The sequence below is a fragment of the Serratia sp. JKS296 genome (assembly GCF_900215445.1).
Lineage (GTDB): Bacteria > Pseudomonadota > Gammaproteobacteria > Enterobacterales > Enterobacteriaceae > Serratia > Serratia marcescens.
On sequence record NZ_OCMX01000001.1, the window covers coordinates 17484 to 43814 of the forward strand.

The 26331-nt window shown below is 57.9% G+C and carries 26 protein-coding genes; 9 read left to right on the plus strand and 17 right to left on the minus strand.

Annotated features, from left to right (window positions below):
• Positions 1-341 precede the first annotated feature (341 nt).
• From typA to fabY, 5 genes are all read left to right on the plus strand, one after another.
• Entirely contained in the window at positions 342-2165 is a 1824-nt protein-coding gene (gene typA / locus CRO23_RS00095; protein WP_004931243.1) for a ribosome-dependent GTPase TypA, read from the plus strand.
• Between the two features lie 166 nt (positions 2166-2331).
• Complete coding sequence (yihX, locus tag CRO23_RS00100) at positions 2332-2922, plus strand: glucose-1-phosphatase (protein ID WP_004931242.1); 591 nt, start codon at positions 2332-2334, stop codon at positions 2920-2922.
• A 51-nt stretch (positions 2923-2973) separates the two neighbouring features.
• Positions 2974-3867: a virulence factor BrkB family protein gene (locus CRO23_RS00105; RefSeq protein ID WP_097101169.1), complete on the plus strand. Its 894-nt coding sequence runs from the start codon at positions 2974-2976 to the stop codon at positions 3865-3867.
• Positions 3864-4301: a D-aminoacyl-tRNA deacylase gene (gene dtd / locus CRO23_RS00110; protein WP_016929644.1), complete on the plus strand. Its 438-nt coding sequence runs from the start codon at positions 3864-3866 to the stop codon at positions 4299-4301. Before CRO23_RS00105 ends, dtd begins: the two co-directional genes overlap by 4 nt.
• 21 nt (positions 4302-4322) lie before the next feature.
• On the plus strand, positions 4323-5270 hold the full coding sequence (gene fabY, locus CRO23_RS00115; protein WP_025304711.1) for a fatty acid biosynthesis protein FabY: 948 nt from the start codon (positions 4323-4325) through the stop codon (positions 5268-5270).
• A 38-nt stretch (positions 5271-5308) separates the two neighbouring features.
• On the opposite strand, the gene CRO23_RS00120 is transcribed toward fabY, so the two are convergent.
• Together CRO23_RS00120 and CRO23_RS00125 are read right to left on the minus strand one after the other, a co-directional pair.
• Positions 5309-6970: an AsmA family protein gene (locus CRO23_RS00120; protein ID WP_048796324.1), complete on the minus strand. Its 1662-nt coding sequence runs from the start codon at positions 6968-6970 to the stop codon at positions 5309-5311.
• A gap of 128 nt (positions 6971-7098) precedes the next feature.
• Positions 7099-8499 carry a nucleobase:cation symporter-2 family protein gene (locus CRO23_RS00125; RefSeq protein WP_019452186.1) on the minus strand — a complete coding sequence of 467 codons (1401 nt, stop codon included), beginning with the start codon at positions 8497-8499 and terminating at the stop codon, positions 7099-7101.
• 240 nt (positions 8500-8739) lie between these two features.
• Here CRO23_RS00125 and gltS point away from each other — a divergent pair, with 240 nt between their 5' ends.
• Complete coding sequence (gene gltS / locus CRO23_RS00130) at positions 8740-9951, plus strand: sodium/glutamate symporter (protein ID WP_025304708.1); 1212 nt, start codon at positions 8740-8742, stop codon at positions 9949-9951.
• Positions 9952-9993: 42 nt separating this feature from the next.
• Here gltS and recG read toward each other — a convergent pair whose 3' ends face one another.
• The 6 genes from recG to CRO23_RS00160 all read right to left on the minus strand — a co-directional run bounded on the left by recG (position 9994) and on the right by CRO23_RS00160 (position 16685).
• Positions 9994-12075 carry an ATP-dependent DNA helicase RecG gene (gene recG / locus CRO23_RS00135; RefSeq protein WP_097101170.1) on the minus strand — a complete coding sequence of 694 codons (2082 nt, stop codon included), beginning with the start codon at positions 12073-12075 and terminating at the stop codon, positions 9994-9996.
• Positions 12072-12767, minus strand: coding sequence for a tRNA (guanosine(18)-2'-O)-methyltransferase TrmH (trmH, locus tag CRO23_RS00140; protein WP_033639122.1), 696 nt, complete (start codon positions 12765-12767; stop codon positions 12072-12074). The genes recG and trmH overlap by 4 nt, the downstream gene beginning before the upstream one ends.
• 5 nt (positions 12768-12772) lie before the next feature.
• Complete coding sequence (gene spoT, locus CRO23_RS00145; protein WP_015379445.1) at positions 12773-14884, minus strand: bifunctional GTP diphosphokinase/guanosine-3',5'-bis pyrophosphate 3'-pyrophosphohydrolase; 2112 nt, start codon at positions 14882-14884, stop codon at positions 12773-12775.
• 18 nt (positions 14885-14902) lie between these two features.
• Positions 14903-15178 (minus strand): DNA-directed RNA polymerase subunit omega, encoded by a 276-nt coding sequence (rpoZ, locus tag CRO23_RS00150; protein WP_004931221.1) that lies wholly within the window; start codon positions 15176-15178, stop codon positions 14903-14905.
• A gap of 54 nt (positions 15179-15232) precedes the next feature.
• Positions 15233-15856 carry a guanylate kinase gene (gene gmk / locus CRO23_RS00155; protein WP_033636481.1) on the minus strand — a complete coding sequence of 208 codons (624 nt, stop codon included), beginning with the start codon at positions 15854-15856 and terminating at the stop codon, positions 15233-15235.
• 211 nt (positions 15857-16067) lie between these two features.
• Positions 16068-16685 carry a trimeric intracellular cation channel family protein gene (locus CRO23_RS00160; RefSeq protein ID WP_025304704.1) on the minus strand — a complete coding sequence of 206 codons (618 nt, stop codon included), beginning with the start codon at positions 16683-16685 and terminating at the stop codon, positions 16068-16070.
• A gap of 253 nt (positions 16686-16938) precedes the next feature.
• Here CRO23_RS00160 and CRO23_RS00165 point away from each other — a divergent pair, with 253 nt between their 5' ends.
• Complete coding sequence (locus CRO23_RS00165) at positions 16939-17373, plus strand: DUF3574 domain-containing protein (RefSeq protein ID WP_049299565.1); 435 nt, start codon at positions 16939-16941, stop codon at positions 17371-17373.
• Positions 17374-17407: 34 nt separating this feature from the next.
• On the opposite strand, the gene CRO23_RS00170 is transcribed toward CRO23_RS00165, so the two are convergent.
• Positions 17408-18592 (minus strand): NupC/NupG family nucleoside CNT transporter, encoded by a 1185-nt coding sequence (locus tag CRO23_RS00170; RefSeq protein ID WP_028128070.1) that lies wholly within the window; start codon positions 18590-18592, stop codon positions 17408-17410.
• A 371-nt stretch (positions 18593-18963) separates the two neighbouring features.
• Here CRO23_RS00170 and CRO23_RS00175 point away from each other — a divergent pair, with 371 nt between their 5' ends.
• Positions 18964-19353, plus strand: coding sequence for a hypothetical protein (locus tag CRO23_RS00175; protein ID WP_097101172.1), 390 nt, complete (start codon positions 18964-18966; stop codon positions 19351-19353).
• Positions 19354-19995: 642 nt separating this feature from the next.
• On the opposite strand, the gene CRO23_RS00180 is transcribed toward CRO23_RS00175, so the two are convergent.
• From CRO23_RS00180 to CRO23_RS25370, 5 genes are read right to left on the minus strand one after another with little or no spacing between them, the layout of a single operon-like run.
• Positions 19996-22740, minus strand: a complete 2745-nt coding sequence (locus CRO23_RS00180) for a DUF927 domain-containing protein (RefSeq protein ID WP_255253500.1) — start codon at positions 22738-22740, stop codon at positions 19996-19998.
• Between the two features lie 3 nt (positions 22741-22743).
• Positions 22744-22959: a hypothetical protein gene (locus tag CRO23_RS00185; protein ID WP_086580735.1), complete on the minus strand. Its 216-nt coding sequence runs from the start codon at positions 22957-22959 to the stop codon at positions 22744-22746.
• Positions 22952-23284: a hypothetical protein gene (locus CRO23_RS00190; protein WP_086580734.1), complete on the minus strand. Its 333-nt coding sequence runs from the start codon at positions 23282-23284 to the stop codon at positions 22952-22954. Before CRO23_RS00190 ends, CRO23_RS00185 begins: the two co-directional genes overlap by 8 nt.
• Positions 23277-23480: a hypothetical protein gene (locus CRO23_RS00195; RefSeq protein ID WP_086580733.1), complete on the minus strand. Its 204-nt coding sequence runs from the start codon at positions 23478-23480 to the stop codon at positions 23277-23279. Before CRO23_RS00195 ends, CRO23_RS00190 begins: the two co-directional genes overlap by 8 nt.
• Positions 23473-23808: a host cell division inhibitor Icd-like protein gene (locus CRO23_RS25370; protein WP_369680467.1), complete on the minus strand. Its 336-nt coding sequence runs from the start codon at positions 23806-23808 to the stop codon at positions 23473-23475. Before CRO23_RS25370 ends, CRO23_RS00195 begins: the two co-directional genes overlap by 8 nt.
• Between CRO23_RS25370 and CRO23_RS25190 the strand changes: the two genes are divergently transcribed.
• Positions 23807-24001, plus strand: coding sequence for a hypothetical protein (locus tag CRO23_RS25190; protein WP_086580731.1), 195 nt, complete (start codon positions 23807-23809; stop codon positions 23999-24001). The genes CRO23_RS25370 and CRO23_RS25190 overlap by 2 nt on opposite strands.
• Before the next feature lie 63 nt (positions 24002-24064).
• Here CRO23_RS25190 and CRO23_RS00210 read toward each other — a convergent pair whose 3' ends face one another.
• The 3 genes from CRO23_RS00210 to CRO23_RS00225 form a co-directional block, all read right to left on the minus strand.
• Positions 24065-24280, minus strand: a complete 216-nt coding sequence (locus CRO23_RS00210) for a helix-turn-helix transcriptional regulator (RefSeq protein ID WP_086580730.1) — start codon at positions 24278-24280, stop codon at positions 24065-24067.
• A 101-nt stretch (positions 24281-24381) separates the two neighbouring features.
• A complete protein-coding gene (locus CRO23_RS00215; RefSeq protein WP_097101176.1) occupies positions 24382-25098 on the minus strand; it encodes a hypothetical protein in 717 nt (238 codons plus the stop codon).
• Positions 25099-25642: 544 nt separating this feature from the next.
• Positions 25643-26317, minus strand: a complete 675-nt coding sequence (locus tag CRO23_RS00225) for a DNA transfer protein (protein WP_086580727.1) — start codon at positions 26315-26317, stop codon at positions 25643-25645.
• Between the last annotated feature and the right edge of the window lie 14 nt (positions 26318-26331).

Here is a 26331-nt window from a genome sequence, read left to right on the forward strand (position 1 = left end):
CGTCGTGGAACGAATCTGTGGAACTGGCTTTTTTTCGCCTTGAAAAGACTAAAGCGAAAAGCGTGCCAACTTTTAAAAAAGGCTTTCATCGCCTTTCTGCGCGGGTTTTACCCAACCCCAGTATGCACCATCAGTGATAAATTGCACCGAAATGGTGCAATTGGAGTGAGCGAGGGCACTGAAATGGTGCAAAAGTGCAACGGTTGCGGCTTTTTGCACCGTGAAAGGGATCACAAACTGACCGGTACGCGGTTGTTTATAAGAGATGGTTGTGATCTTGTTTAGTCCCTCGCTTAATACGTGTACAATAGCGCGCTATTTCTAATGCCCGAGGCAAAGCTGTGATCGAAAATTTGCGTAACATCGCCATTATTGCCCACGTTGACCATGGTAAAACCACCCTGGTTGATAAGCTGCTGCAACAATCCGGTACTTTCGGAGAGCGTGCGGAAGCCACCGAACGCGTAATGGACTCCAACGATTTGGAGAAAGAGCGTGGGATTACCATCCTCGCAAAAAACACCGCCATTAATTGGAACGGTTACCGTATCAACATCGTGGATACCCCAGGACACGCCGACTTCGGCGGCGAGGTAGAGCGCGTGATGTCGATGGTTGACTCGGTGCTGCTGGTTGTGGATGCAATGGATGGCCCTATGCCGCAAACCCGCTTCGTGACCAAGAAGGCCTTCGCCAATGGTCTGAAGCCGATCGTGGTCATCAACAAGGTTGACCGCCCTGGCGCGCGCCCTGACTGGGTTGTGGATCAGGTGTTCGACCTGTTCGTGAACCTCGATGCGACCGACGAGCAGCTCGACTTCCCGATCATCTACGCTTCTGCGCTGAACGGCATCGCCGGCGTCGACCACACCGACATGGCGGAAGACATGACCCCGCTGTATCAGGCGATCGTCGACCACGTGTCTGCGCCGCAGGTTGAGCTGGAAGCGCCATTCCAGATGCAGATCTCCCAGTTGGACTACAACAACTACCTGGGCGTTATCGGCATCGGCCGCATCAAGCGCGGTAAAGTGAAGCCGAACCAGCAGGTCACCATCATCGACAGCGAAGGTAAAACTCGCAACGGTAAAGTGGGTAAAGTGCTGGGTCACCTGGGTCTGGAGCGTATCGACAGCACCCTGGCGGAAGCGGGCGACATCATCGCCATCACCGGCCTGGGCGAGCTGAACATCTCCGACACCATCTGCGACACCAACGCCGTAGAAGCGCTGCCGGCGCTGTCCGTCGACGAACCGACCGTCACCATGTTCTTCAACGTCAACACCTCGCCGTTCTGCGGTAAAGAAGGCAAGTACGTGACGTCGCGTCAGATCCTTGACCGTCTGAACAAAGAGCTGGTGCACAACGTGGCGCTGCGTGTTGAAGAAACCGACGATGCGGACGCCTTCCGCGTATCCGGTCGTGGCGAGCTGCACCTGTCGGTGCTGATCGAAAACATGCGCCGTGAAGGTTTCGAGCTGGCGGTTTCCCGTCCGAAAGTTATCTTCCGCGAAATCGATGGCCGCAAGCAGGAGCCATTCGAGAACGTGACGCTGGATATCGAAGAGCAGCATCAGGGTTCCGTGATGCAGGCGATGGGCGAGCGTAAAGCCGACCTGAAAAACATGGATCCGGACGGTAAGGGCCGCGTGCGTCTCGACTACGTGATCCCAAGCCGCGGTCTGATCGGCTTCCGTAACGAATTCATGACCATGACTTCGGGTACCGGTCTGCTGTACTCCACCTTCAGCCACTACGACGACGTGCGTCCGGGCGAAGTGGGCCAGCGTCAGAACGGCGTGCTGATCTCCAACGGCCAGGGCAAAGCGGTCGCGTTCGCGCTGTTCGGCCTGCAGGATCGCGGCAAGCTGTTCCTGGGCCACGGTGCGGAAGTGTATGAAGGCCAGATCATCGGTATTCACTCACGTTCCAACGACCTGACCGTAAACTGCCTGACCGGTAAGAAGCTGACCAACATGCGTGCTTCCGGTACTGACGAAGCGACTACCCTGGTTCCGGCCATCAAAATGACCCTGGAGCAAGCTCTGGAGTTCATCGATGACGACGAACTGGTAGAAGTGACGCCAACCTCGATCCGTATCCGTAAGCGTCACCTGACGGAAAACGATCGTAAGCGTGCCAGCCGCGGTCCAAAAGACGCTTAATCGCTGATTGAGTGTCTCATGCTTAGGGCGCGGTTCTCGCGCCCTGAGTTTTTTCCTCTGTTGTTCCCCGTTTGTGCGGCGCGCTATGCGCTTTTCCGTTCGCTCCCTGTTCAGCTGTTCCTTTTCCCGCTACAGTGAAATCTCACCGGCCCATCAGGAGAGGACTATGCTGTATATCTTTGATTTAGGTAATGTGATCGTCGATATCGATTTCAAGCGTGTGCTGGGCGTGTGGAGCAATTTGAGCGGTACGCCGTTGGCGGTGCTGTCCGATCGTTTCGCCATGGGTGAGGTGTTCCAGCAACATGAGCGCGGTGAAATCAGCGACGAAGACTTCGCCGGCAAGCTGTGCGATGAAATGGGCATCGCGCTCAGCTTCGAACAATTCGCCACCGGCTGGCAGGCGGTATTCGTCGCGCTGCGTCCGGAAGTGATCGACATCATGCAGCGCCTGCGCAACGAAGGCCACCGGGTGGTGGTGCTGTCGAACACCAACCGTCTGCACTGCAACTACTGGCCGCAGCACTATCCTGAAGTGGCCGCCGCCGCCGATCATCTCTATTTGTCGCAAGATCTCGGCATGCGCAAGCCGGAGGCCGATATCTATCAACATGTGCTGGCCGCGGAAAACACCGCCGCCGCCGACGCGGTGTTCTTCGACGATCACCCGGCGAACGTCCTCGCCGCGCAGGCGCTGGGGATCAAGACGGTGCACGTCACCGATCGCGACGTGGTGCCGGCCTATTTTGCCCAATGAGCGCAGGGCGCGTTAAGCTTAAGGCGTATCAACGGACATCAAGGAGTGACCATGTCGTTTTTCCGCCGCAAGAAGCTGCCCCCTGCGATTAAGCCCGGCGTTACTTTTGGGCGTTTGCTGTACCAGCGCATCGACCACGATGGCCTGACGATGCTGGCGGGCCATCTCGCCTATGTTTCTCTGCTGTCGCTGGTGCCGTTGGTCACCGTGGTGTTCGCGCTGTTCGCCGCTTTCCCGATGTTTGCCGACATCAGCGAACAGCTGAAGCGCTTTGTTTTTGCCAATTTCGTGCCGGCCGCCGGCAATGTGATCCAGAACTACCTGGAGCAGTTCGTCGCCAACTCCAACAAGATGACCGCCGTCGGCACCTGCGGGCTGATTGTCACCGCGCTGTTGCTGATCTCCTCGGTGGACAGCGTGCTGAACACCATCTGGCGCAGCAAGAACAAACGGCCGATCGTCTTCTCCTTCGCCGTGTACTGGATGGTGCTGACGTTGGGGCCGCTGCTGGTGGGCGCCAGCATGGCCATCAGCTCCTACCTGCTGTCGCTCAACTGGCTGGCGCAGACCGGGGTTAACGGGCTGGTGGATCAGGTGCTGCGCATTTTCCCGCTGATTTTGTCGTGTATCTCCTTCTGGTTGCTGTATTGCATCGTGCCGACGGTGCGCGTGCCGCCCAAAGACGCGCTGATCGGCGCGGTGGTGGCCGGATTGCTGTTCGAGCTGGGCAAGAAGGGATTCGCGCTGTACGTCACCATGTTCCCTTCCTATCAGCTGATTTACGGCGTGCTGGCGGTGATCCCGATTTTATTCCTGTGGGTCTACTGGAGCTGGTGTATCGTGTTACTCGGCGCGGAAATCACCGTGACCATCGGCGAATACCGCGACTACCGCCGGCAGAAGGCGGAACAACAGGAACCAAAACCAGAAGGGCAGCAGGAATGATTGCGTTGATTCAACGGGTGTTAAACGCCAGCGTCACGGTAGGTGGCGAGACGGTAGGCAAAATTGGCCCCGGTTTGTTAGTGTTATTGGGCGTGGAGCAGGGCGATAACGAGCAAAAAGCGCAGCGCCTGTGCGAACGCGTGTTGGGATACCGCATTTTCGGCGACGAGAACGACAAGATGAACCTCAACGTCCAGCAGGCCGGGGGCAGCGTGCTGGTCGTTTCGCAGTTCACCCTGGCGGCGGACACCCAGAAGGGCATGCGGCCCAGCTTCTCGCGCGGCGCCGCGCCTTTGGTCGCCGATCGGTTGTATCAATATTTTGTTGGCCAATGCCGCGAACGCGGCGTAGAGACCCAGACCGGCGAGTTCGCCGCCGACATGCAGGTGGCGCTGGTCAACGATGGTCCGGTGACATTCTGGCTACAGGTCTAAGCATTCGGAGAACAGGCGTCTATGTATCACCTACGAGTACCCGTAACAGAGCAAGAACTGAAGGAATATTACCAGTTTCGCTGGGAAATGCTGCGCAAGCCGCTGCACCAGCCGGTGGGTTCGGAAAAGGATGCCTATGACGCCATGGCCCATCACCAAATGGTGGTGGACGAGGCCGGTAAAATCGTCGCCATTGGGCGGCTGTACATCAATGCCGACAACGAGGCGGCGATCCGTTTTCTGGCGGTAGACCCGACGTTGCAGGATAAAGGGCTCGGGACGCTGGTAGCGATAACGCTGGAGTCCGTCGCGCGGCAGGAAGGCGTGAAGCGGGTGGTATGCAGCGCCCGTGAAGACGCGGTGGATTTCTTCGCCAAGCTGGGGTTCGTCAATCAGGGCGAGATCACCGCGCCGCAGACCACCCCGATCCGTCACTTCTTGATGATTAAACCGGTAGCGACGCTGGACGATATCCTGCATCGCCCCGACTGGTGCGGCCAATTGCAGCAGGCCTGGTATGAACATATCCCGCTGAGCGAAAAGATGGGCGTGCGCATCAGCCAATACACCGGCCAGCGCTTCGTCACCACCATGCCGGAGATCGGCAACCAGAATCCGCACCATACGCTGTTTGCCGGCAGCCTGTTCTCACTGGCGACGCTGACCGCCTGGGGGTTGATTTGGCTGCTGTTGCGCGAGCGCCATCTCGGCGGCACCATCATTCTGGCGGACGCGCACATTCGCTACAGCAAACCGATCACCGGCAGGCCGCGGGCGGTGGCGGATCTTGGTTCGCTGAGCGGCGACTTGGCGCGTCTGGCGCGCGGCCGCCGCGCGCGCGTGCACGCCGAAGTGCATCTGTTCGGCGATGAGGATAAGGGCGCGGTGTTCGAAGGCACTTACATGGTGTTGCCGGCCGAGCCGGATGTGCCGCTGGATCAGGGCGGCTCTGAAGCGCTGGAGGAGTAAGGCGGCGGCCCTGCCCTGAGGGCGGGCCGCGCAGTGCATTACGGCAGCTGTTGGTTCACCGTCTGGCCGTCGCCGGCGGTGGCTTGCAGAGTCCCCTTCAATGAAGCTTTGAACGGCCCGTCGCTGTTCAGCAGCCCTTTCAACTGCAGCTCAAGGTTGCCGTCGCCCGTCAGCGGCACCGGCTGCCATCCCCATTGCTGCAAGGTATTGAGCGGTACCGAGCGGCCGTGCAGCATCAGCTGGAACGGCTTGCCCGGCAACTGATCGACGGTCGCTTTGGCCTCAAGCAACCCATTAGGCATGAAGGCGCTGAGTTCGGTGACGGCGATCTGGCTGGCGTCGGCGTTCAGCGCCAGCGAAGGGCGCCGCACGTCGATCTTGTTGAAGGTCGCCTCGCTGCCGTTCAGGTTCAGCGAACCGGACCATATACCCCACTGGTGGTCGCGCGCCAGCAGCAGGTTGCTGCCGTAACCGTCCAGCGCGGTGATCTGGAACGGGAATGCCGGGTTGATATCGATAATCAGATTGCGGTTGGTGGTCAGCTTGGTGACGTACACCTCGGCCAGCCAGTCCGGCAGCGGTTTCAGCCACAGCTCGCGCCAGTCGATAGGCAGGGTGTACTCCAGCGCCGCCATGGCCACTTCATCCAGCTGCAGGCGTTTGCCGGCGCGCAGCCAATTGCCGGAGGTGCGCAGCAGCCCGCCTTCCCAACGGGTGGTGAACTGCTGAATGGCGATGCCGGCGGAGGAGAGGCGCAGGGTGGCGATCGGGTCGATCAGATGGAAACCGCCGTTGATCACATCACTGGCATTGACGTTGAGTGAGCCGTCTTCGCTGCGCCAATCGCCTTTTTCGATGCTGACGTTTTGCAGCGACAGATCGAGATCGTTAAACGCCCACGCCTTGCCTTCCAGGCGCGCGTCGATCAGATCGAAACGCTTGAGGGTGACCGGCGGCAGGGCGGTAAAGCGCCGCATGAATTCCGCCAACGTCATCGGGGTCTGCAGGCGCACGCCGCTCAGCCGCAGGCGATCCACCTGCCAACTGCCGTCGGCGGCGCGGCTGGCTACGCCGGTCAGGTCGCCCTGCGCCAGATCGGCGCCGAAATTGTTCAACAGCAGCTGACCCTGCTTTTGCTCCCCCTGCACCAACACCTTCGAAGCGGGGATGCCGTTCAGCGTCATCGAACCGGCGCTGAACTGGAACTGATTGTTGTCCCCCAGCAGATGGCCGGCCAGCGGGCGCCACGGCGTGATGCCGGCATTGACCTGCTGCGCGTTGAGCTGCCACGCGTTATCGTTGGATTGCAGCGCCATGTTGCTCAGTTGCAGCACGTCGGCCTGTACAGGCAGCGCCGCAGTCTGCGGCTGCACGTTCAGCGTGCCGTCACGCAGCGTGACGCTGTGGAAATAGCGCGGTTCGGTGATTTGGCGCAGGCTGAGGCCGAGATCGACGCGTTTGGCGACCAGCGCCTGCGGCTGGCCGCTGCGCGCCAGCTGCACGTCTTCCAGAGCGATCTGGTCCGGTTGGCGCCACGAATGGGTGATTTTTCCTATCGACAGGCGGTATTCGCTGTTGTCGCTGATCCAGGCGCTCAGGCGGCCTGCCGCCCAGCGGGTTTGCCCGACCAGGTACAGCAGCACCACCGCCAGCACGATCAGCAGCAGCAACGTCAGCAACAGCTTTCCGATAAATTTCATCGTCTACATCCGCATCGGTCAAAAAAGATACCCTGTTTATGCCGCAATTGGCTGGGCATCTCAAGGGCAATGGTCTGATAGACAATAAAAAACGGCCGCAAGCGGCCGTTTGAACGCCAATGGGCGGGTTACTTTTTCTCGTGTTCCTGCGGAAACACCAGGTTCAGCACGATGGCGGTAATGCCGCCGGCGGCGATGCCGGAAGAGAGCAGGGTTTTCAGCCAGTCCGGCGCGAACTGCAGGATCAGCGGCTGCTGGGAGACGCCCATGCCGACGGCCAGCGACAGCGCCATGATCATGATGGCGCGGCGGTTCAGGCGCTCGCGCGACACGATGCGCACGCCGGAGGCGGCGATGGTGCCGAACATCACGATGGTCGCGCCGCCCAGTACCGGCTCGGGGATGTGCTGCACGAAGCCGGCCACCGCCGGGAACAGCCCCAGCGCGATCAGCATCAGCGCCACCACGAAGCCGACATAGCGGCTGGCGACGCCGGTCAGCTGGATCACGCCGTTGTTCTGGCCGAAGCAGGAGTTGGGGAAGGTGTTGAACACCGCCGACAGCATCGAGTTCAGGCCGTTGGCCAGTACGCCGCCCTTCAGGCGCTTCATGTACAGCGGCCCGCTGACAGGCTGTTCGGAGACGTCGGAAGTGGCGGTGATGTCGCCGATGGTTTCCAGCGAGGTGACCATAAAGATCAGCATCAGCGGCAGCAGCAGGTTCCAGTCGAAGCCCAGACCGTAATAGAGCGGCGTGGGGATGGTGATCGCCGCCGTTGGAGCTGCCGGTGCGTCGGCGGGCAGCATGTCCATCGCCCAGGCCAACAGATAGCCGACCGCCATGGCGATCACCAGCGAAGCGACGCGCAGGTAAGGGTTGCGCTGGCGGTTCAGCAGGATGATGACCGCCAGCACCGCGCCGGCCAGCAGCAGGTTTTTCGGTGAGCCGAAGCTGTGATCGTTCATCGCGGCATAACCGCCGCCGATCGAGGTCAGACCGACCTGAATCAGCGACAGGCCAATGATCATCACCACGATGCCGGAAACCAGCGGGGTGATGATGCGGCGCGCCAGATGCAGCACGCGCGACAGTAAAATTTCGGTGCAAGAAGCGACCATCAGGGTGCCGAACAGCGCGGCCATCATGGTCGGCACGTCGGCGCCGCCGTTTTTCAGCGCCAGACCGCCCATGATCAGCGGCGAAACGAAATTGAAGCTGGTGCCCTGAATCGACAACAGCCCGGAACCCACCGGTCCCCAGGTTTTGATTTGCAGAATGGAAGCCAGACCGGAGGCGAACAGCGACATGCTGATGATGTGCTGGGTATCCTGTGCCGGCAGGCCCAGCGCCTGGCAGATCAGCAGAGCCGGTGTGATCACCGCGACGAACATCGCCAGCAGATGCTGGCCGGCGGCAAACAGCGTTTGCGGCAGCGGCGGGCGATCTTCCAGGCGATAAATCAGTTCACTGGCGCGGGGTTCTGAGGCGGCTTGGCGCGCGGCATCAAGCTCGGAGGATGACATGCTCATGGTGTGGCGTTTCCAGATACGGCAAAGCAGGCATTTTAATGCCCCGCCCCGCAAAAGCAAACGGTTGCGCGCAAATATTATGTTGCCGACTTTCCCGTTTATGTCGCATTTTCATTCATTTTTTCTTGTCATCTCAGCGTTTTTTACTTCTAATCCTGCACTCATCAAGTTTAAAAACTAAGTGGTTTTCTATAACTTATTATTTTTATTTGGATCTTTTCCCTTACATGGAGTACCTGGATGTTTCATCTTGATACTTATGGCACGTTAGTCGCGGCGACGCTGGTTTTGCTTCTCGGAGGCAAGTGCGTCAGAAGCATTCCCCTGCTGCGAAAATATACCATTCCCGCTCCCGTCGCCGGCGGTTTGCTGGTGGCCCTCCTGCTGTTAGCCCTGAAAAAGTTCGCCAACTGGGAAATCAGCTTTGACATGTCGCTGAAGGATCCGCTGATGCTGGCCTTCTTCGCCACCATCGGCCTGAACGCCAACCTGGCGCGGTTGCGCGCCGGCGGCAAGGCGCTGATGGTATTCCTGTTCGTGGTGCTGGGGCTGCTGCTGGTACAGAACGCCATCGGCATCGGCATGGCGAAAATGCTGGGGTTGGATCCGCTGATGGGTCTGATCGCCGGGTCGATCACCCTGTCGGGCGGCCACGGCACCGGGGCGGCCTGGAGCAAGCTGTTCATCGAGCGCTACGGCTTTGAAAACGCGACGGAAGTCGCCATGGCCTGCGCCACCTTCGGCCTGGTGCTGGGCGGCCTGATCGGCGGCCCGGTGGCGCGCTATCTGGTCAAACACTCCTCTACGCCGGAAGGCACCCCGGAGGACAGCGTGCAGCCGAGCGGTTTCGAGAAGCCGGAAAGCGGCCGCCTGATCACCTCGCTGGTGATGATCGAAACCATCGCCATGATCGCCATCTGTCTGAGCCTGGGGCAGCTGATTGCCGGCCTGCTGAACGGTACGGTGTTTGAGCTGCCTAACTTCGTTTGCGTGCTGTTCGTCGGGGTGATCCTCAGCAACACTCTGGCCTTCACCGGTTTCTATACCGTGTTCGAACGGGCGGTATCGGTGCTGGGTAATGTCAGCCTGTCGCTGTTCCTGGCGATGGCGTTGATGAGCCTGCGCCTGTGGGAGCTGGCTTCGCTGGCGTTGCCGATGCTGGCGATCCTGGCGGTGCAGACGCTGGTGATGGCGCTGTACGCGATCTTTGTTACTTACCGGGTGATGGGCAAGAACTACGACGCGGCGGTGCTGGCCGCCGGCCACTGCGGCTTCGGCATGGGCGCCACGCCGACGGCGATCGCCAACATGCAGGCGATCACCGATCGCTTCGGCCCGTCGCATCTGGCGTTTCTGGTGGTGCCGATGGTGGGGGCGTTCTTTATCGATATCGCCAACGCCATCGTCATCAAGCTGTATCTGCTGCTGCCGGTGTTCCCGGCGGTGGGGTGATATCGCGAGTCATCACGAAAAGGGCGCCGCAGGCGCCCTTTTTTATGCGTTGGAGTAGCGCGCCTTCTCCGGCAGCCAGCGTTCGATCAGCGCCTGGGCGTGTTCCGGATAGTGCTGATGGAGATGGCGAGCGACGCGCTGCACTTCGGGGATCATCGCCTGGTCGCGCAGCAGATCCGCCACCTTGAATTCGGCGCTGCCGGTCTGGCGGGTACCCAGCAGCTCGCCCGGGCCGCGGATCTCCAGATCGCGCTGCGCGATGACGAAGCCGTCGTTGCTGTCGCGCAGCACTTGCAGGCGCGTTTGCGCGGTTTTGCTCAGCGGCGTTTTGTACAGCAACACGCAGTGTGAGGCCACGGCGCCGCGTCCTACGCGGCCGCGCAGCTGGTGCAGCTGCGCCAGGCCCAGCCGTTCCGGGTTTTCGATGATCATCAGGCTGGCGTTCGGCACGTCGACGCCGACTTCGATCACCGTGGTGGCGACCAACAGCTGCAGCTCGCCCTGTTTAAACGCCTGCATTACCGCCTGCTTTTCCTGCGCTTTCATGCGGCCGTGCACCAGCGCTACCTTCAGCTCCGGCAGCGCGGTTTTCAATTCTTCCCAGGTGGCTTCCGCCGCCTGCGCTTCCAGCAGCTCGGACTCTTCGATCAGCGTGCACACCCAGTAAGCCTGTCGCCCCTCTTCCAGACAGGCGCTTTTCACCCGCTGAATGATGTCGGCGCGGCGGGTATCGGGAATGGCGACGGTGGTCACCGGCGTACGGCCCGGCGGCAGCTCGTCGATGACCGAGGTATCGAGATCGGCGTAGGCGGTCATTGCCAGCGTGCGCGGGATCGGCGTGGCGGTCATGATCAGCTGATGGGCGTGGAAGCCTTGCTCTTCGCCTTTCTCCCACAGCGCCAGCCGCTGATGTACCCCGAATCGGTGCTGCTCATCGATGATCACCAGCGCCAGGCCGTTGAACTGCACCTGCTCCTGGAAGATGGCGTGGGTGCCGACCACCATCGACACCTGGCCGCTGGCGATGGCTTCCTGCTGGGCAATGCGCGCCTTGCCTTTCTGCTTGCCGGCCAGCCAGCCGACTTCCAACCCCAGCGGTTCGAACCACTGGCGGAAGTTGTTGGCATGCTGTTCGGCCAGCAGCTCGGTCGGCGCCATCAGCGCCACCTGCTTGCCGTGCGCGATGGCGCGAAGCGCCGCCAGCGCCGCCACCAGCGTTTTGCCGGAGCCGACGTCGCCCTGCACCAGCCGCATCATCGGGAAGTCTTTTTGCATATCGGCTTCGATGTCGGCCACCACGCGCGTTTGCGCGCCGGTCGGCGAGAACGGCAACTGGGCGAGAAAACGGTTTTTCAGCCGATCGTCCGGCAGCAGCGGCTGCGCCTGATAACTCTGCGCGCCGGCGCGCACCGCCAGCATGCTGAGGTTATGCGCCAGCAGCTCTTCGAGGATCAGACGCTTTTGCGCCGGGTGTTTGCCCAGCTCCAGATCTGCCAGCTGGATGTCCGGCGGCGGGCGGTGCAGGGTGTGCAGCGCCTGCGGCAGGCTCATCAGGCCGCCGCTCAGCTCCGGCGGCAGCAGCTCGGCGATGGCGCAGGTATCCAGCAGCGCCAGCGCCTGATCGGTCAGCTTGCGCAGCGTGGCCTGCCGCACCCCTTCGGTGGTGGGGTAAACCGGCGTCAGCGACTCCTGCAGCTCAACCTCGCTGGTTTCGCCCTGAATACGGTATTCCGGATGGATGATCTCCGCGCCGTGGTTGCCGCGTTTGATCTCGCCGTAGGCGGTCACGCGGCGGCCGGTGGCCAGGCTGTTTTTCATTGCGGAATTGAAGTTGAAGAACCGCATGGTGAGGATGCCGGTGCCGTCGCTGATCTGGCAGGTCAGCATGCGGCGACGGCCGAAGCTGATGTCGCTGCGCAGCACTTCCCCTTCTACCGTGGCGTAGATGCCCGGCAGCAGATCGTTGATCGGGTAGAGGCGGGTGCGGTCTTCGTAGCGCAGCGGCAGGTGCAGCAGCAGATCCTGAATGGTGTCGAGGCCAAGCTTGGCCAGTTTGCCCGCCTGGCTGGCGCCAACCCCGGAAAGCGTGGTGAGTGGGACAGCATCCAGCAGGCGGCCTTTCATTTGCGCACCGTCGCCTGCATGGCCGCCCACCATTCGGCGCTGGCGACCACCTGGCCCTGTTCGTCGATCTGTGGACGCGGCAGCCCCTTGCGCTTGGCCACGTTGGCCAGCACCGGATAGCCGCCTTCGAACAGCAGACGCTGCTGCTCTTCTTCGTCCAACATGCTGTTGTCGCGGCGGTACAGGCCGGCGTTTTGCCGCTGGCGCTGCGCCTCATACAGGATCAGCGCCGAAGCCACGGAGACGTTGAGCGATTGCACCATGCCGATCATCGGAATGACGATGTCTTGATCGGCCAGCGCCAGCGCTTCTTCGGTGATGCCGGTTTTTTCCTGGCCGAGCAGCACGCAGGTTGGCCGGGTGTAGTCCACCTCGCGGAAATCGACCGCGCGCGCAGACAGGTTGGTGGCCAGAATTTGCATGCCCTGCGCTTTCAGGTGACCGACCGCGTCGCCGATGGTGGGATGGGTTTTAACGCTGACCCAGCTGTTGCTGCCGGCGGCGGAGGAAACCAGGGTGCGCATGCGGGTGGTGGGCCACACGGCGTGGACCTGATGCACGCCGACGGCGTCGGCGGTGCGGATAATGGCGGAGACGTTATGCGGCTTGTGCACCTGCTCCAGGCAGACCGTCAGATCCGGCTGCCGGGTCGCAAGCATTTCACAAATCCGCGCATAGCGTTCAGGACTCATAAGCGCTAGTTTCGGTTGCGGTTAACTTTGATCACATCCGGCATGATACGGATTTTACGCATAATGTTTGCCAAATGGATGCGATCGCGGGTGGTCAAGCGGATAAAGGCGCTATAAACCCGACCGTCTTTCTCTTCGGTGTTCAGGCTCTGAATATTGGACTCGGCCGCGTTGATCGCCGCCGTCAGGTTGGCCAGCGCGCCCTGGTGGTTAAACATATCCACCTTGATCTCGGCGATGAACTCCTGCTCGGTCTCTTTATCCCACTCAACCGCCATGAACTTCTCAGGCTCTTTCTGATAGCCGCGAATATTGCGGCAAGATTCATGGTGGATCACCAGCCCTTTGCCCGGACTGACGTGAGCGATAATCGGGTCGCCCGGAATCGGACGGCAGCACTTGGCGAAGGTGATCAACACGCCGTCGGCGCCCTTGATGGCCAGGTTACGCACGCCGGAGGTGGTGCCTAGGCTGGACTGATCGCCCTGCAGGTTCTTCGCCACCACCACGCTCATGGCGTTGCCCAGGCCGATTTCCGCCAGCAGATCGTCCAGCGTCGCCAGCTTCATGCGGTCCAGCTCGTGCTGAATGTTTTCCTGCGGAATTTCGGCCAGCTTGCGGCTGCCGCCCAGCGCATGGTTGAGCAGACGGCGGCCGAGGCCGACAGAGTCGTCGCGCTTGAGGTTCTTCAGCATCTGGCGAATTTTGGCGCGCGCTTTCGAGCTGACCACGAAGTTCAACCAGGCGGCGTTGGGCCGCGCGCCCGGCGCGGTGATGATCTCGACGGTCTGGCCGCTGGTCAGCGACTGCGACAGCGGGTACGGCTGACGATCGACGCGCGCGCCGACGCAGGCATGGCCGATATCGGTATGCACCGCATAGGCGAAGTCGACCGGCGTGGCGCCGGCGGGCAGCTCGACGATGCGGCCTTCCGGGGTGAAAACGTAAATCTCATCCGGGAACAGATCGGATTTGACGCTCTCGATAAATTCAAACGAACTGCCGGCGCTTTGCTGCAGCTCCAGCAGGCTTTGCATCCAGCGTTGGGCGCGGATCTGCGCCGTGGTGCCGGTTTCGCCCTGTTCTCTTTCCTTGTAAGCCCAGTGCGCGGCCACCCCCATCTCAGCCATCTGGTCCATGTCTTCGGTGCGGATCTGCACTTCGACCGGCACGCCGTGCGGGCCGATCAGCGAGGTATGCAGCGATTGATAGCCGTTGGCCTTGGGAATGGCGATGTAATCTTTCACCCGCCCCGGGCGCGGTTTATACAGGCTGTGCACCTGGCCGAGTACGCGGTAGCAGGTATCGACCTCTTTCACGATCACCCGGAACGCGTAGATATCCATGATGGAATGGAAACGCTGTTCTTTCAGGTGCATCTTGAGGTAGATGGAGTAGAGGTGTTTTTCCCTTCCGCTGACGCGGCAGGCGATGCCGGCCTCGGTCAGCCGCCCTTCGATCTCGGAGAGGATTTTTTGAATCATCTCTTTGCGATTGCCGCGCGCGGCTTTCACCACTTCCTTGATCACGCGATAGCGGTTTGGGTACAGCGCCTCGAAACCCAGCTCTTCCAGCTCGGTTTTCAGGTGATGAATACCCAGACGGTGGGCGAGGGGGCTGTAGATTTCCAGGGTTTCACGCGCGATGCGCCGGCGTTTGTCGGGGCGCAGCGAACCGAGGGTGCGCATGTTGTGCGTACGGTCGGCCAGCTTGATCAGCACGACGCGGATATCCTGCACCATCGCCATGATCATCTTGCGGAAGTTTTCCGCCTGCGCTTCTTTCTTGTCCTGGAACTTCAGTTTGTCGAGCTTGGAGACGCCCTCAACCAGTTCGGCGACGCTCTTGCCGAACAGCTGTTCCATATCTTGATAGGTGGCCGGGGTGTCTTCGATGACGTCGTGCAACAACGCCGCCATCAGCGTCTCGTGGTCGAGACGCATTTCCGCCAGGATGCAGGCCACGGCGACCGGGTGAGTAATGTAGGGCTCACCGCTGGAGCGTGTCTGGCCCTCGTGCGCGTCGCGCGCGACGAGGTATGCCTGTTTGAGGCGCTTAATCTGCTCCTCGGGCAGGTAACGTTGAATCAGCAGATTCAGGCTTTCAAACAGGTACAAGGCGGACTCGCTGTCTAATTAACGACGACCTTCAGCAATCGCGGTAACCGCTTGAATCTCTGCGGCTTCCTGCTCTTGCTGCTCCTGGCGCTCACGCACGTCGAGGATCTGGCTGGTGATCAGGCCTTCTTCGATTTCGCGCAGGGCGATAACGGTGTACTTGTCGTTCTCTTCCGGAACCAGTGCATCTTTGCCGCCGGTCTGGATCTGACGCGCCCGACGAGCAGCGACCAACACCAGGTCAAAACGGTTACCAATTTTCTCTACAGCGTCTTGAACAGTTACGCGTGCCATATTTGTGCTACTCCACAGGTGACGAAAAGACTGGGCATGATACTGAAACTGCCTTCAGTCTGCCAATAGTTTGCTGATTAAAGCGTCATGCCGCAGCAACTGGCGGCCCAAACGCAGGCGTTCGGCGCGAATGATGGTCTTCAGATCGGACAGCGCCAGATCGAAGTCATCGTTCACGATCAGGTAATCGTACTCCGCGTAATGCGTCATTTCCGCCACGGCCTGAGCCATGCGTTTGGCGATCACCTCTTCGGAGTCCTGCCCGCGCCCGCGCAGGCGACGGCCCAGTTCCTCCTTCGACGGCGGCAGAATGAAGATGCTGCGCGCCTGCGGCATTTTGGCGCGGATTTGCTGCGCGCCCTGCCAGTCGATATCCAGAAACACATCCACGCCGGTCGACAAGACTTGTTCGATGGCGGCGCGCGAGGTGCCGTAATAGTTGCCGAACACTTCGGCGTGCTCAAGAAACGCGTCCTGCTCGATCATCCGGCGGAATTCGTCTTTCGAGACGAAGAAATAGTGCTCGCCGTGATTTTCACCCGGGCGACTGTCGCGCGTGGTGTGCGAAACCGAAACCTGCGTGTCGTACAGCGGTTGCGTCTTTAACAAAGCCTGAATCAGACTTGATTTACCTGCGCCACTGGGAGCAGAGACAATATAAAGCGTGCCTTGAGCCATGATGATGTTCGTTGATAACGGTTGATATGCCAAAAACAGCGGATGTGTATTTTCTCCGCACAGTATACACGGCTAACGCGCCGGGTGCAGCGTTAGCTCGCATTTTGCCCGCGGCTTTGCGTGGAAAAAGCGTCGAATGAGCGAATATGCGCGCTGAAGAGCGACATTTTTGCAGTTTTGGCCTCGGCGGCGGCGCGTTGCCGCCCCGAGATCAGTGATCCGGATGCTGGTAGTTGAACACCGGCAGGCCGAGGCGGAAGCGCAGGGCGATAAGACGCGCGCTCAGGCCGGCGACCAAGGTGAGGATCACCACCAGATTGTGCGGCAGGCTGAGGTGCTGCAGGCCGATATACAGCCAGGCGGCGCTGAAGGAGATGCCGGCGTAGATCTCCTTCTGGAAAACCAGCGGGATGCGGTTGCAGAACATATCGCGCAGCACCCCGCCGAAGACGCCGGTGATCACCGCGGCGATGGCGGCGATAATGGCGCTGTGCCCCATATCCAGCGCCACCTGCGCGCCGATGATCGAGAAGACGATCAGGCCGACGGCGTCGAGCACCAGGAACAGGCGGCGCAGATGGCGCATCAGAGGAGCCACCCAGGTGGTGACGATCGCCGCTATCGCGACGATGACGATGTATTCCGGGTGTTTGACCCAGCCCAACGGAAAATGCCCGAGCAACATATCGCGCACCGACCCGCCGCCGATTGCGGTGACAGAGGCGATGATGATCACGCCGAACATGTCCATTTGGCGGCGGCCGGCCGCCAGCGCGCCGGTCATGGCTTCGGCGGTGATGCCGATGATATAAAGGATGCTCAGTAACATAAGGGGTTCACAGCGTAATTGCGTCAGAATGATGGCCGGCAGGGTAATCGCCGCCGAGGACGCGCGCCACTGAGTTTTTTTCACCGATGGCGTTTCGGATTAATATAGCTAATCCAAACTCCGTTTTTATTGCCGATAACCAGCCTTTTTTAACATCTGGCTGTTAATGAAAGCATTAGAAATTTCGCGCTAATTTCCATCGCTGACTATGATTTTTGCAGCGAATTCTTCAACCGAAAAATCGAGATTGCAGATGAAAAACTCCCCGAGACTGGCCGCCGGCGCCGTGGTGGCCGCCCTGCTGCTGAGCGGCTGCGTGGCGCCAGGCCACCAGGCAACGTCACCCGCCCCGGTTTGCCGCACCGGTGATCCGCTGGTGCAAACAACGCTCTACTTCGGCCTGAACCGCCCTGCGGGGCCGGCGATCACCGCCGCCGAGTGGCAAACCTTCGTCGATAGCCAGGTGACGCCGCGCTTTAAAGACGGGCTGACGGTGTTTGATGCCAAAGGCCAGTGGCTGGGCCACGACGGCAAACTGGCGCGCGAGAACAGCAAGGCGCTGCTGTTGATCCATGCGCCGGGCAAAGAGAGCGAGGCGAATATCGAGGCGCTGCGCAGCGGCTATAAGCAGCAGTTTGCGCAGGATTCGGTAATGCGGGTGGATGCGCCGGTGTGCGTGGCGTTTTAAAGCGAACTCCCGGCCCTGTGGCCGGGAGTGGGGATTACAGCACCAGGCCGGCGATGGCCGCCGACAACAGGCTCACCAGCGTCGAGCCGTAAACCAGCTTCAGGCCAAAACGGGAAACCACGTTGCCTTGCTGCTCGTTCAGCCCCTTGATGGCGCCGGCGACGATGCCGATGGAGGCGAAGTTGGCGAACGACACCAGGAACACCGACAGAATGCCCAACCCGCGCGGCGACAGCTCCGCCGCGATCTTCTTCAGCTCAATCATCGCCACGAATTCGTTGGCCACCAGTTTGGTCGCCATGATGCTGCCCGCCTTCAGGGCCTCCTCCGCCGGGATGCCGATCAGCCAGGCCAGCGGATAGAACACGTAGCCGAGGATTTGCTGGAAGCTGATGCCGAGCACTGCCGAGAACAGCGCATTGACGGCGGAGATCAGCGCGATAAAGCCGATCAGCATCGCCGCGATGATCATCGCAATTTTGAAGCCGGCCAGAATGTACTCGCCCAACATTTCGAAGAAGCTCTGATCTTCGTGCAGCTTGTTCAGCTTCAGCTCCGGCTCGTCTTCGACCTGATACGGGTTGATGATCGACAGGATGATGAAGGTGCTGAACATATTAAGGATCAACGCCGCTACCACGTACTGCGCGTCGATCATCGACATGTAGGCGCCGACGATGGAGAGCGATACCGTCGACATGGCGGTCGCGGCCATGGTGTACATGCGGCGCGGCGAGATGTCGCCGATGATGCCCTTGTAGGCGATGAAGTTCTCCGACTGCCCCAGCACCAGCGTGCTGACGGCGTTGAACGATTCCAGCTTGCCCATGCCGTTGACCTTGGACAGCAGGGTGCCCACCAGGCGGATGATCAGCGGCAGGATGCGGAAATGCTGCAAAATGCCGATCAGGGCGGAAATAAAGATGATAGGGCACAAAACGCCGAGGAAGATAAACGCCAGGCCATCCTTGCTCATGCCGCCGAACACGAACTCCGACCCTTGGGCGGCGTAGGCGAGCAGGGTGTCGAAGAAGCCGGCGACGTGCTTGATCACGCTGAGCCCGCTGGCGGAGTGCAGGAAGAAGTAGGCCAGCGCGCCTTCGATCACCAACAGCTGGATGATATAGCGCAGGCGGATTTTCTTGCGATTATTGCTGACCAGCAGCGCCAGGGCGACGATCACCACCAGGGCCATAATAAATTGCAGAATTTGTGGCATAAACGGTCCGTACGGTTCACGGGCAGGAAAAAAACACATTTAGCCACAGCATCGCCGTCCTTTCATTACCTTGCGTGATAATTAGAACAAAATACTTATGGCATGCGGGATATCTTGCCGATTGTCATCCGCACGCGCTGCTCGGCAGTTTTTCATAAGCCCCCGACGTTCCTTAGTGGGCTGTCTTCCATGATGCCTGCCGGCTCGCAGCCTGATGCAACCACCGTCCCGCAGGTTCAGGCGCCTGGAATCTGGCTCGCAATGGGCGATTTTTCCCGGCGCAAAGCGTGGTTTTCTCGGCTAAGGCGGAGAAACATGTTTGGGCAAGGCGCCGCGACCGGCGCGCATTTTATCGAACCAGGAGGCGAACGATGAATACCGGCATGTTGCTCAGGGCGCTGGCCAACGGCGTTAATCCCGACACCGGCGAACTGTTGAAACCGGCTTCAGCGGCCTGCGCGCCGGAGGCTATCCGGCTGCTGTTCGCATTGGCCAGCGAGTTCGACGGCGAATCCGAACTGCAGAAAAAAGCCAGGTTGACGCCGGAGGAGAAGTGGCAGATGAATCTGGCCGAGGGCCGGCCGGCCAATGCCTGCTTCCCCTGGTCGGAAGAAGAAAAACTGCGGCTGCGTGAGAGCCATGCGGCCGGGGCGACGCTGGAAGCGCTGAGCGATGAGTTTGAGCGCTCAACCTGGAGCATTGCGGTGCAGCTGCAGAAAATGGGGCTGATGGAGGAAGAGCAGGCGGCCGCCTATCGCTGATCTGCAGCCATAAAAAAGCCCGCTTGGCGCGGGCTTGATGGCGTGCGGAGCGGGATCACTCGATGTTGGATCTGCTCATTGAGTAGTGGCCTGAAATCCTTGTGATAAAAGAGTTTTATATGATGCTTTTTTCTATTGTGTACACCCATGGGTACACACTAAAACGGAGTGCTCACCGAGCTGTATATTTTTTACTCCGCTACGGTGGTGAGGTTCGAAGGGGAAAACTTTGGACGGCGATCTACGATTATTGACCTTCGCAAAAACCTAATCAAAACTCATCTTTTCGCACCTCAACATTTCTCAACATATCGGTCAAGTGAAGCGCAGTTATAGGCAGGGGGAGCTCTCTATCTGTAGGATTCGTTGCGAAGATCTACACAATATTGAACCCACAACACCATAATACATATACACTCAAAAACAGCGTTTCAATCGTTTCAGCGTTTCATCGGGCTGAGAGGTTCGTCCTCTCTGCCTTTAGGAGAAACGACAAGTTGAACGACCTGTGTTTCGGGTCGTTTCATAGCTGAAAATTCTGTGTTTGTAGGGCTGAGTGAGTTGGTATCGGCACAATATCATGTAGAACTTTGCAAGTTTCGTAAAAAAGCCTGCAAATCGTGAGAAGTGCAGGCTTAATGATTAAATCATATCTGTTCCTGGTGGCGGTGACTCTTCTTCCTGTTCAGTTATTGGCACTAACATGAGCGCATAAGTTCGATGCTGGTGACCATTAATCCGGGGGGTCAATGCCGTATACCCCTTCTTATCTTTTTTCCACAAAACACCTTCCTCATGCATTAGTTTTACGGCGTTAAGGGGCTCTTTACCCGGAATTACCTCTGCTTTAAGCACTCCAGGCAAAACGTAATAGACGTTTCGCCCATCTGGTGCACTGTTTGGCACCAACCATCCAGCACGCTTATTTTTGTCTGTTGTCCATGGGAGATCTTCAGATCCATAGATCAAATCAAAGCGGTTTTCATTCACCAGCAGGAAGTTTTCCACCATTTCCACAAGTTGAACCCGTTCTCGGTTCCCTACGCCGTAAATGCCTAACCAATTTTTGAAAGTATGCTCTATCGCAGCCTGGCAATCAGTTGCCTCCCATCCAGTCAGCGGTAAGGAAAGCATCAGTGCAGCTTCCAGAATGGCAAAACAGTCTGCTACTCGCCCGGCTTGTTCGCTGCCTTGTGCCGGAATTAGCGGTTTCCATCGCTGTTTAGCTATCGCTACGGCTTCCCGAGCCTGCTGAGGGCTTTCGGCCAGCATGCTTACCCACTTACGCCCCGCGGCCCCATAATGACCCTGATATGCTGTTTTTAGCCCATCAGCATGAGCCTTACCGTCGGGCAGGGTGTGGTACTCGCTGGCCTTCGTCAGTGGAATATTCAGTAATCGCACCAACTGCCCGGCGTTAACAGTGCCCCCATCTTCACGGATGAAGCTCTCTAAGTCCGTTTCGCCTGTGCTGAGTGCTACAGTGGTATAGCGCAGCACTTCACGGTTGCCGCCATCCCGGCGCCCTTGTAGCTTACCCACGCCGTTGAACAGTGCATAAGCCGATTCAGCTACATCACGGCGGCGGGTGTTCTGACTGATCTCATCCAGTGACATAAACCCGTCATTATGCGCAGCCGCCTCGTTAACCATCCCCAGCGCTGTGCCGTACCAGGTCAGCTTTGTTTTATCCGGTGAACCATAAAGACTGGCTGCAGTGTTGGCCGTGGTAGTTTTTCCCGCGCTGGATTGTTCATAGAAGTGAATGCCGAAGCCATCAGCACCTACTAGTGCCAGCATAGGGGCAGCGAACGCTGCCGCTACAGCAGTGACCATCGACGGGTTGCCAGCCACCAGTCTGGCGACGTTATCGCGCCAGCTCTCGGCAGTGCCCTTAACCGTATAACCTTGCGCAGTAGCAGAGTGGCCACAAAAAATAACGGGTTTGGACGGTGTGCCGATGATCTCACCATCGGGCATGATGTAGGCGCCATGTTGCCAACCCGTAGTTTTTGCCACATTCCAGCGGGTTGGGTCGCCATGCAGTTGGAGGTGATCACCCAAAACAGCTCGGAGGCTGCTTTTTGTCGTGACATTTAGCCCTCCAGCTTTCATACGTCGCCAGCCGTCGCGCTCACCAATTTCACAAAGCGGGATCGCCTCTATCACTTTACGGCAATTACACATCCACGACAGGATCAGGTACTCCTCTGCACCGTCTGCACCTCGGCCAATAACCTCAAGCGGGGAGCACAACCAAGCTGCGGGTTCTTCTATCTCCCCCGTCAGCTTATTAACTCGTGGCGTCACGTGATACAGGCCATTATCCCGTGTTTCTACTCGCGGAAGTAATCGGGCAGTAGCGCGCTTTGTAGCCTCGTTCACCCAGCCTATATCCTGCGAAGCCGCGAAAATTCCCCGATAACTGGAGCGTTCAGCGGTAAAGGTTTCCCATTTATCCTCTGTGAAGTCGGGATTGTTCGCTGGCGAACGGGCGCTGTACTCAAGCCACAACGCTTTTGCATCATCCTCGTATTCAGTATCTTTCAATGAGGCAAGACGAATACCATTACCGATCCATGTCTCATAATCGTCGCTCGGGTTCTGCCATTTAGGAAAACTAAGTGCACTGCGTAGATCAGAAATTGTGTATTCGTCAGGGGCGCCTGCATTGAGTGCGTCAAAACCATCCCCTATGTCCCTCGGTGCGGTTTTTTTCCCTTTTATTTTGCTGGTAACCTTCCCAATATCTGGCGCAACCAAGGGCAGAGGGAGAGCATCGACGTCGACTACCTCACCTTCATAAAGCTTCCCTACAGCACCCTTGTGGGGACAGTAATGGTAGCTCTGTGCGCCATACACACTTCGATCAAAAACTGCGTAATCGTCACCTTTCGTCCATTTGGCTTTTTCACCTTCAAGACTGGCCAGTGTGAAACCGGCTTCCAGCATCAGTAATGCTTCAACTGCCTCACCGACAGTGCGACGTTCTGCTGGTGCTACCGGGCGACAGTACTCTGGCACTATGCGCAGGCGCGGATTGGTAGGGGTATGGCTCGCCGTCTGGTATACCAACACGGAATAACGTTGCAGAACGGGAGTTAGCACCTTGATTGCATCGGGAGTACTATCGTCAATGTCAGCGCCGCCAAAAGCGCAGGCGTCCATATTCTCCACTTTGCGACGTACACCTTTAGAGCGGGTCGGCGGGGAGAACCAGAACAACTTTGCTTTTTCCTTGCGCCGTTCATCTTTGGTCATTTTCGGATTGATGGAAATATCTACACGTTTGGATAGAATGAAAGTGCTGAAATCTGCAAAATTGTTCGCTGTCCTAAGCTCGGGGGTAAGCCGTTGCCCCTGAGCGCACAAGAAGTTAACCGTCATTATTTATCGCCCCCCTTCAACATCACACATTTTTTTAGCTTCAATGCCGAACTTCTTACGCAACATACGGCGGGTATGGCGATTTGTTGCATACGTGCCTGTTGGCTCATTGGGTAATAAAGTGGGGTGGCTGTCGGTTGTCTGTATATCCTCGCGGCCTACTCCTTTCTGGCGTTCCATCAATTGGATAAGATTTGTGGATGAGAGGTGTTTACGCATTTGCCTTCTCTCCTTGTTGGTGATCGCTATCTTTCAGATCGGCCATATAGTCGGCGTGGTCGCTGTAGAAGCCTGTAACCCTAGCCATCTGCGCAGTGTGTTTGAGGAAGTCTGCCAACGCAGGGAGATCGTGAACATGGTCGGTGTAGTTAGGGTTTTCACACGCCCACGAAGTGATATTGCCGATAGCCGCTAACCCGCGCAGATAGTCGTTCACTGCTAAGCGGCCTGCATCAGCGGTAATACGCAGTTCGGCTTCACTCAACTCTTTCTCTGTACCGGTCATTGGTGCCGTCATCAGCGTATACACGTTGAGATTACGCATTGCCTACCTCCTCATTTTCTTTGGCGGCCAACGTATGTGATTTAGCCATTTCTTGAGCGTAAGCGATCAGATCAGCCGCCAGTTCTTTAGCGCGCGGGTCAAGCTGCAGAAACTGTACTGCCTCCAGGAACACCGCCAACGGGTGGATCACATCTTGAGGATGCGAATAAACGCGAGTGATATTGTTGTTATGCATGACACACCCCCAGGAGCGGCAGACGAGCAGCGAAAGAGAGGATGAAATGGGGAGCGAGAATTTGGCGTGCCTCCTGCTCGCTGGTGGCCTCAATGGACAGCTGGCGGGGTTTAGCCTGATGTTCGGCACGGTTTATGGCCAGAAATCGATACTGAAATTTAGGGTGAGTTTGGTTACACTGCGGCTTAGCCATAGCGTTAGTCTCCATAACGTTGTTGGTCAGACGCCCTGGTAGTGTTCCCGCACTCCGGGGCGTTGTTTTTGTAGATGTCACCGTGTTAAGGTGCGTACCTATCTCAATTGATGTTAGCCAAATAGGTACATACATGTCAACAATGATACAGAGAGATAAACAGCCCAAAGGGGGAGGTAAAGCCCCAGCCTTCCAAGTACGGATAGCGCCTGAACTAAAGGCACAATTCGAGGCTGCGGCTTCAGCCGCCGGTATGAGTTTGGCTAACTGGCTTAAAACTTTAGGGCGAAAAGAACTTGAGCGTTTAGGGATAAAGCCTAAGGCTTGATTTGTTTCGTAATCCAGTTCCGGGCAAGGGGTAGAAACGGAGTCCACCAGCGAGAACACAGAATTAAGCATAACCACCCCCCTGCTTGCGTGACTCAAGCCACTGGCGTACGGCGGCCGCATCAAAGACCGTTGCGCGGTCAGATAGCTTTATCGGTTGGGGGAAGCCCGGGCGTTTGGCATAGCGCCAGACTGTGGCCTCGCTCACTGACAAAAAGCGTGCCACGGCAGCGGCGCGGGCGTTACCGCTGAGGGGGAATGTGAAATCTTGAGTGTTCATGCGATTACCTTTGGCTTATTGAGTCGGTAATCGCAGGGTATGGCGGGCGGCTATGTGATTGGGTGAGCTATGGAAAATTCACGTGAGCTATCAAAAATCACTCACCGGGCGCCACCTTTTTTTAGCCAATCATCCAGCGTATTCTTGTCGATGCTGGTTAGAGTTCCGCCTAAGCCAAGTCTGGTCAACTTCTGTTGCAAGGTAGGGATCTCCCCCTTGTAATCTTCATCGGTAAGGCCAACTACTGTTAATGCCTCTACAAGCGCTTTAAGCGGAAGCTTTGTTGTTCGAACCTTCGGCGCTTTTTCTTGAACTTCTAGCGCATTAACATTATGGATCATGTTGTAAATTTTCTGCGCTTCATAGCGGGGTAGGACTGGTTCTGGCATCGGGAAGTCCAACTCCAGATAATCCGGGCGGGGAGTGCCCGTATTTTGCTGCGGAGGATCAGAAGATAGCCCCCCTTGCTCGACATCGGGTAACATTTGAAAGAGCGATGCTGCAGTATCAATACCGAATGCACTATACGTTGGTTTTTCCCCGCGTTCTGTTTTGCTCCATTCCATATCAGTTCGGCAGGAAGCGATTAACGTGCAGTGTTTGGCCTCACCGTAGAACAGGTCAAATAGCGTTCCAAAACCCTCATGGTTCCATAACTCCCGTATGTCGTCCACCAGCATATAGCGGCCAATAGCACCTTCCTTAAACCAAGCCTCAAGATGGTGTGGCTCAACTATAAACGCAGGTTCTGTCGCGTTTATAGCCGCTAGGCCAACGGTCATTGAGGGGTTTTCAAAGGGGTAGATAAGTGGCTTCATTAACGTTCGCCTTACACGTAATCGCCTTGAGATGGGGCGAGGCAGGCAGCAAGGCGTAGCCGCTTTTCTCTCCGTCGAGATAGCCTCTTTTCTTGATTCTACTACGGGAGCGAAGGTTGTCCACCTCCGGAAAAATGTTGAGGAAGTGGTAATATTAAATAGCAATATCATTGCGGGGATTGGGTAACGGTTTTGATTGGTGGTTGTATCCATGGCATTAACCCGTTAAAAAATAAAGGCTAAAACATGAACAAAGTATTAATAATTATACCGCTAATTCTATCCGGGTGTGCTCAGTCAACCCAGATACACCGCGGAGATGGGCAAAAACAGTACCTCATTGAGTGTGGTGCAGGAACCGCATGGAGCGTTTGTTATGAAGAGGCGAATAATGTTTGCCCATCAGGGTATGCAGACGTAAATAAGTCATCAGGTTTCAACAGAAAAGAATTGATCGTCGATTGCAAATAGCCCTCCATGGCTGTAACTCATTTGTGGCCATCATCCAGATTGTTCAGTACGGTTGAGTGGGCATACTAACACCTCAATACATCAAAGACCCAAGTCCCCCAATAATCCCCCCACCAATGGCGCCGGCGGCGGTACCAATACCCGGTACAACGCTGCCGACCATGGCTCCTGATGCAGCGCCAGAGGCTGCTCCCATCAAAGCTCCACCTAGCTGTGAAGGTCTATTGGCATTTGCTGCCGCAAGCGTCGCATTCTGCTGGAGAAGCTGGCCAGTGTTGTTCGCATAGGACTGCCCCGCGTTGGCCTGCCCCTGCAGCGCACCCAGGCCGATGTTGGCAAGATTCTGGTAGTTGTTCATCTGGCCGGTTAGCCAGTTCTGCCCCAGCAGGGGGGTGATTGAGGCCAACCCGTTGCTTGTAGCTGTCGAACCTAAACCACCTGTTGCTTCAGCCGCTGCTAACTGCTGATATCGCGCCTGGCTTGCCAGATCTTTAAACTGGCCGGAGTTGTAGTAATCGTTCAACGCCGACTGCTGGCCGCCGAGAGACGAGAGATTTTGCAGCTGTCCAATGTACTGCTGCGCCAGAGGCGTGAACGGTGCCAGGTTCTGCATATTGGTTTGCCACATTTCACGCTGCAGCGCAGTGGCCTGTTTTGTTGCATCTGCCTGAGCACCGGCGCCGCTATCGCCGCCCTTACAGGGCACAGCACGGTCGCGCACTTTGTACATGAGCTGGAAAATGATCATTGTTGCCACTCCTT

Bases quoted from the DNA above. Each gene is read 5' to 3' on its own strand.
- CRO23_RS25370 (WP_369680467.1), bottom strand. From the start codon at position 23,808: ATGTATGTACCTATTTGGCTAACATCAATTGAGATAGGTACGCACCTT.
- trmH (WP_033639122.1), bottom strand. From the start codon at position 12,767: ATGAGTCCTGAACGCTATGCGCGGATTTGTGAAATGCTTGCGACCCGG.
- CRO23_RS00170 (WP_028128070.1), bottom strand. From the start codon at position 18,592: ATGCCACAAATTCTGCAATTTATTATGGCCCTGGTGGTGATCGTCGCC.
- CRO23_RS00225 (WP_086580727.1), bottom strand. From the start codon at position 26,317: ATGATCATTTTCCAGCTCATGTACAAAGTGCGCGACCGTGCTGTGCCC.
- CRO23_RS00180 (WP_255253500.1), bottom strand. From the start codon at position 22,740: ATGACGGTTAACTTCTTGTGCGCTCAGGGGCAACGGCTTACCCCCGAG.
- CRO23_RS00185 (WP_086580735.1), bottom strand. From the start codon at position 22,959: ATGCGTAAACACCTCTCATCCACAAATCTTATCCAATTGATGGAACGC.
- CRO23_RS00160 (WP_025304704.1), bottom strand. From the start codon at position 16,685: ATGTTACTGAGCATCCTTTATATCATCGGCATCACCGCCGAAGCCATG.
- CRO23_RS00215 (WP_097101176.1), bottom strand. From the start codon at position 25,098: ATGAAGCCACTTATCTACCCCTTTGAAAACCCCTCAATGACCGTTGGC.
- CRO23_RS00175 (WP_097101172.1), top strand. From the start codon at position 18,964: ATGAATACCGGCATGTTGCTCAGGGCGCTGGCCAACGGCGTTAATCCC.
- CRO23_RS00120 (WP_048796324.1), bottom strand. From the start codon at position 6,970: ATGAAATTTATCGGAAAGCTGTTGCTGACGTTGCTGCTGCTGATCGTG.
- recG (WP_097101170.1), bottom strand. From the start codon at position 12,075: ATGAAAGGCCGCCTGCTGGATGCTGTCCCACTCACCACGCTTTCCGGG.
- CRO23_RS00165 (WP_049299565.1), top strand. From the start codon at position 16,939: ATGAAAAACTCCCCGAGACTGGCCGCCGGCGCCGTGGTGGCCGCCCTG.
- rpoZ (WP_004931221.1), bottom strand. From the start codon at position 15,178: ATGGCACGCGTAACTGTTCAAGACGCTGTAGAGAAAATTGGTAACCGT.
- CRO23_RS00210 (WP_086580730.1), bottom strand. From the start codon at position 24,280: ATGAACACTCAAGATTTCACATTCCCCCTCAGCGGTAACGCCCGCGCC.
- yihX (WP_004931242.1), top strand. From the start codon at position 2,332: ATGCTGTATATCTTTGATTTAGGTAATGTGATCGTCGATATCGATTTC.
- CRO23_RS25190 (WP_086580731.1), top strand. From the start codon at position 23,807: ATGTCAACAATGATACAGAGAGATAAACAGCCCAAAGGGGGAGGTAAA.
- gmk (WP_033636481.1), bottom strand. From the start codon at position 15,856: ATGGCTCAAGGCACGCTTTATATTGTCTCTGCTCCCAGTGGCGCAGGT.
- gltS (WP_025304708.1), top strand. From the start codon at position 8,740: ATGTTTCATCTTGATACTTATGGCACGTTAGTCGCGGCGACGCTGGTT.
- CRO23_RS00195 (WP_086580733.1), bottom strand. From the start codon at position 23,480: ATGCATAACAACAATATCACTCGCGTTTATTCGCATCCTCAAGATGTG.
- CRO23_RS00190 (WP_086580734.1), bottom strand. From the start codon at position 23,284: ATGCGTAATCTCAACGTGTATACGCTGATGACGGCACCAATGACCGGT.
- dtd (WP_016929644.1), top strand. From the start codon at position 3,864: ATGATTGCGTTGATTCAACGGGTGTTAAACGCCAGCGTCACGGTAGGT.
- CRO23_RS00105 (WP_097101169.1), top strand. From the start codon at position 2,974: ATGTCGTTTTTCCGCCGCAAGAAGCTGCCCCCTGCGATTAAGCCCGGC.
- fabY (WP_025304711.1), top strand. From the start codon at position 4,323: ATGTATCACCTACGAGTACCCGTAACAGAGCAAGAACTGAAGGAATAT.
- CRO23_RS00125 (WP_019452186.1), bottom strand. From the start codon at position 8,499: ATGAGCATGTCATCCTCCGAGCTTGATGCCGCGCGCCAAGCCGCCTCA.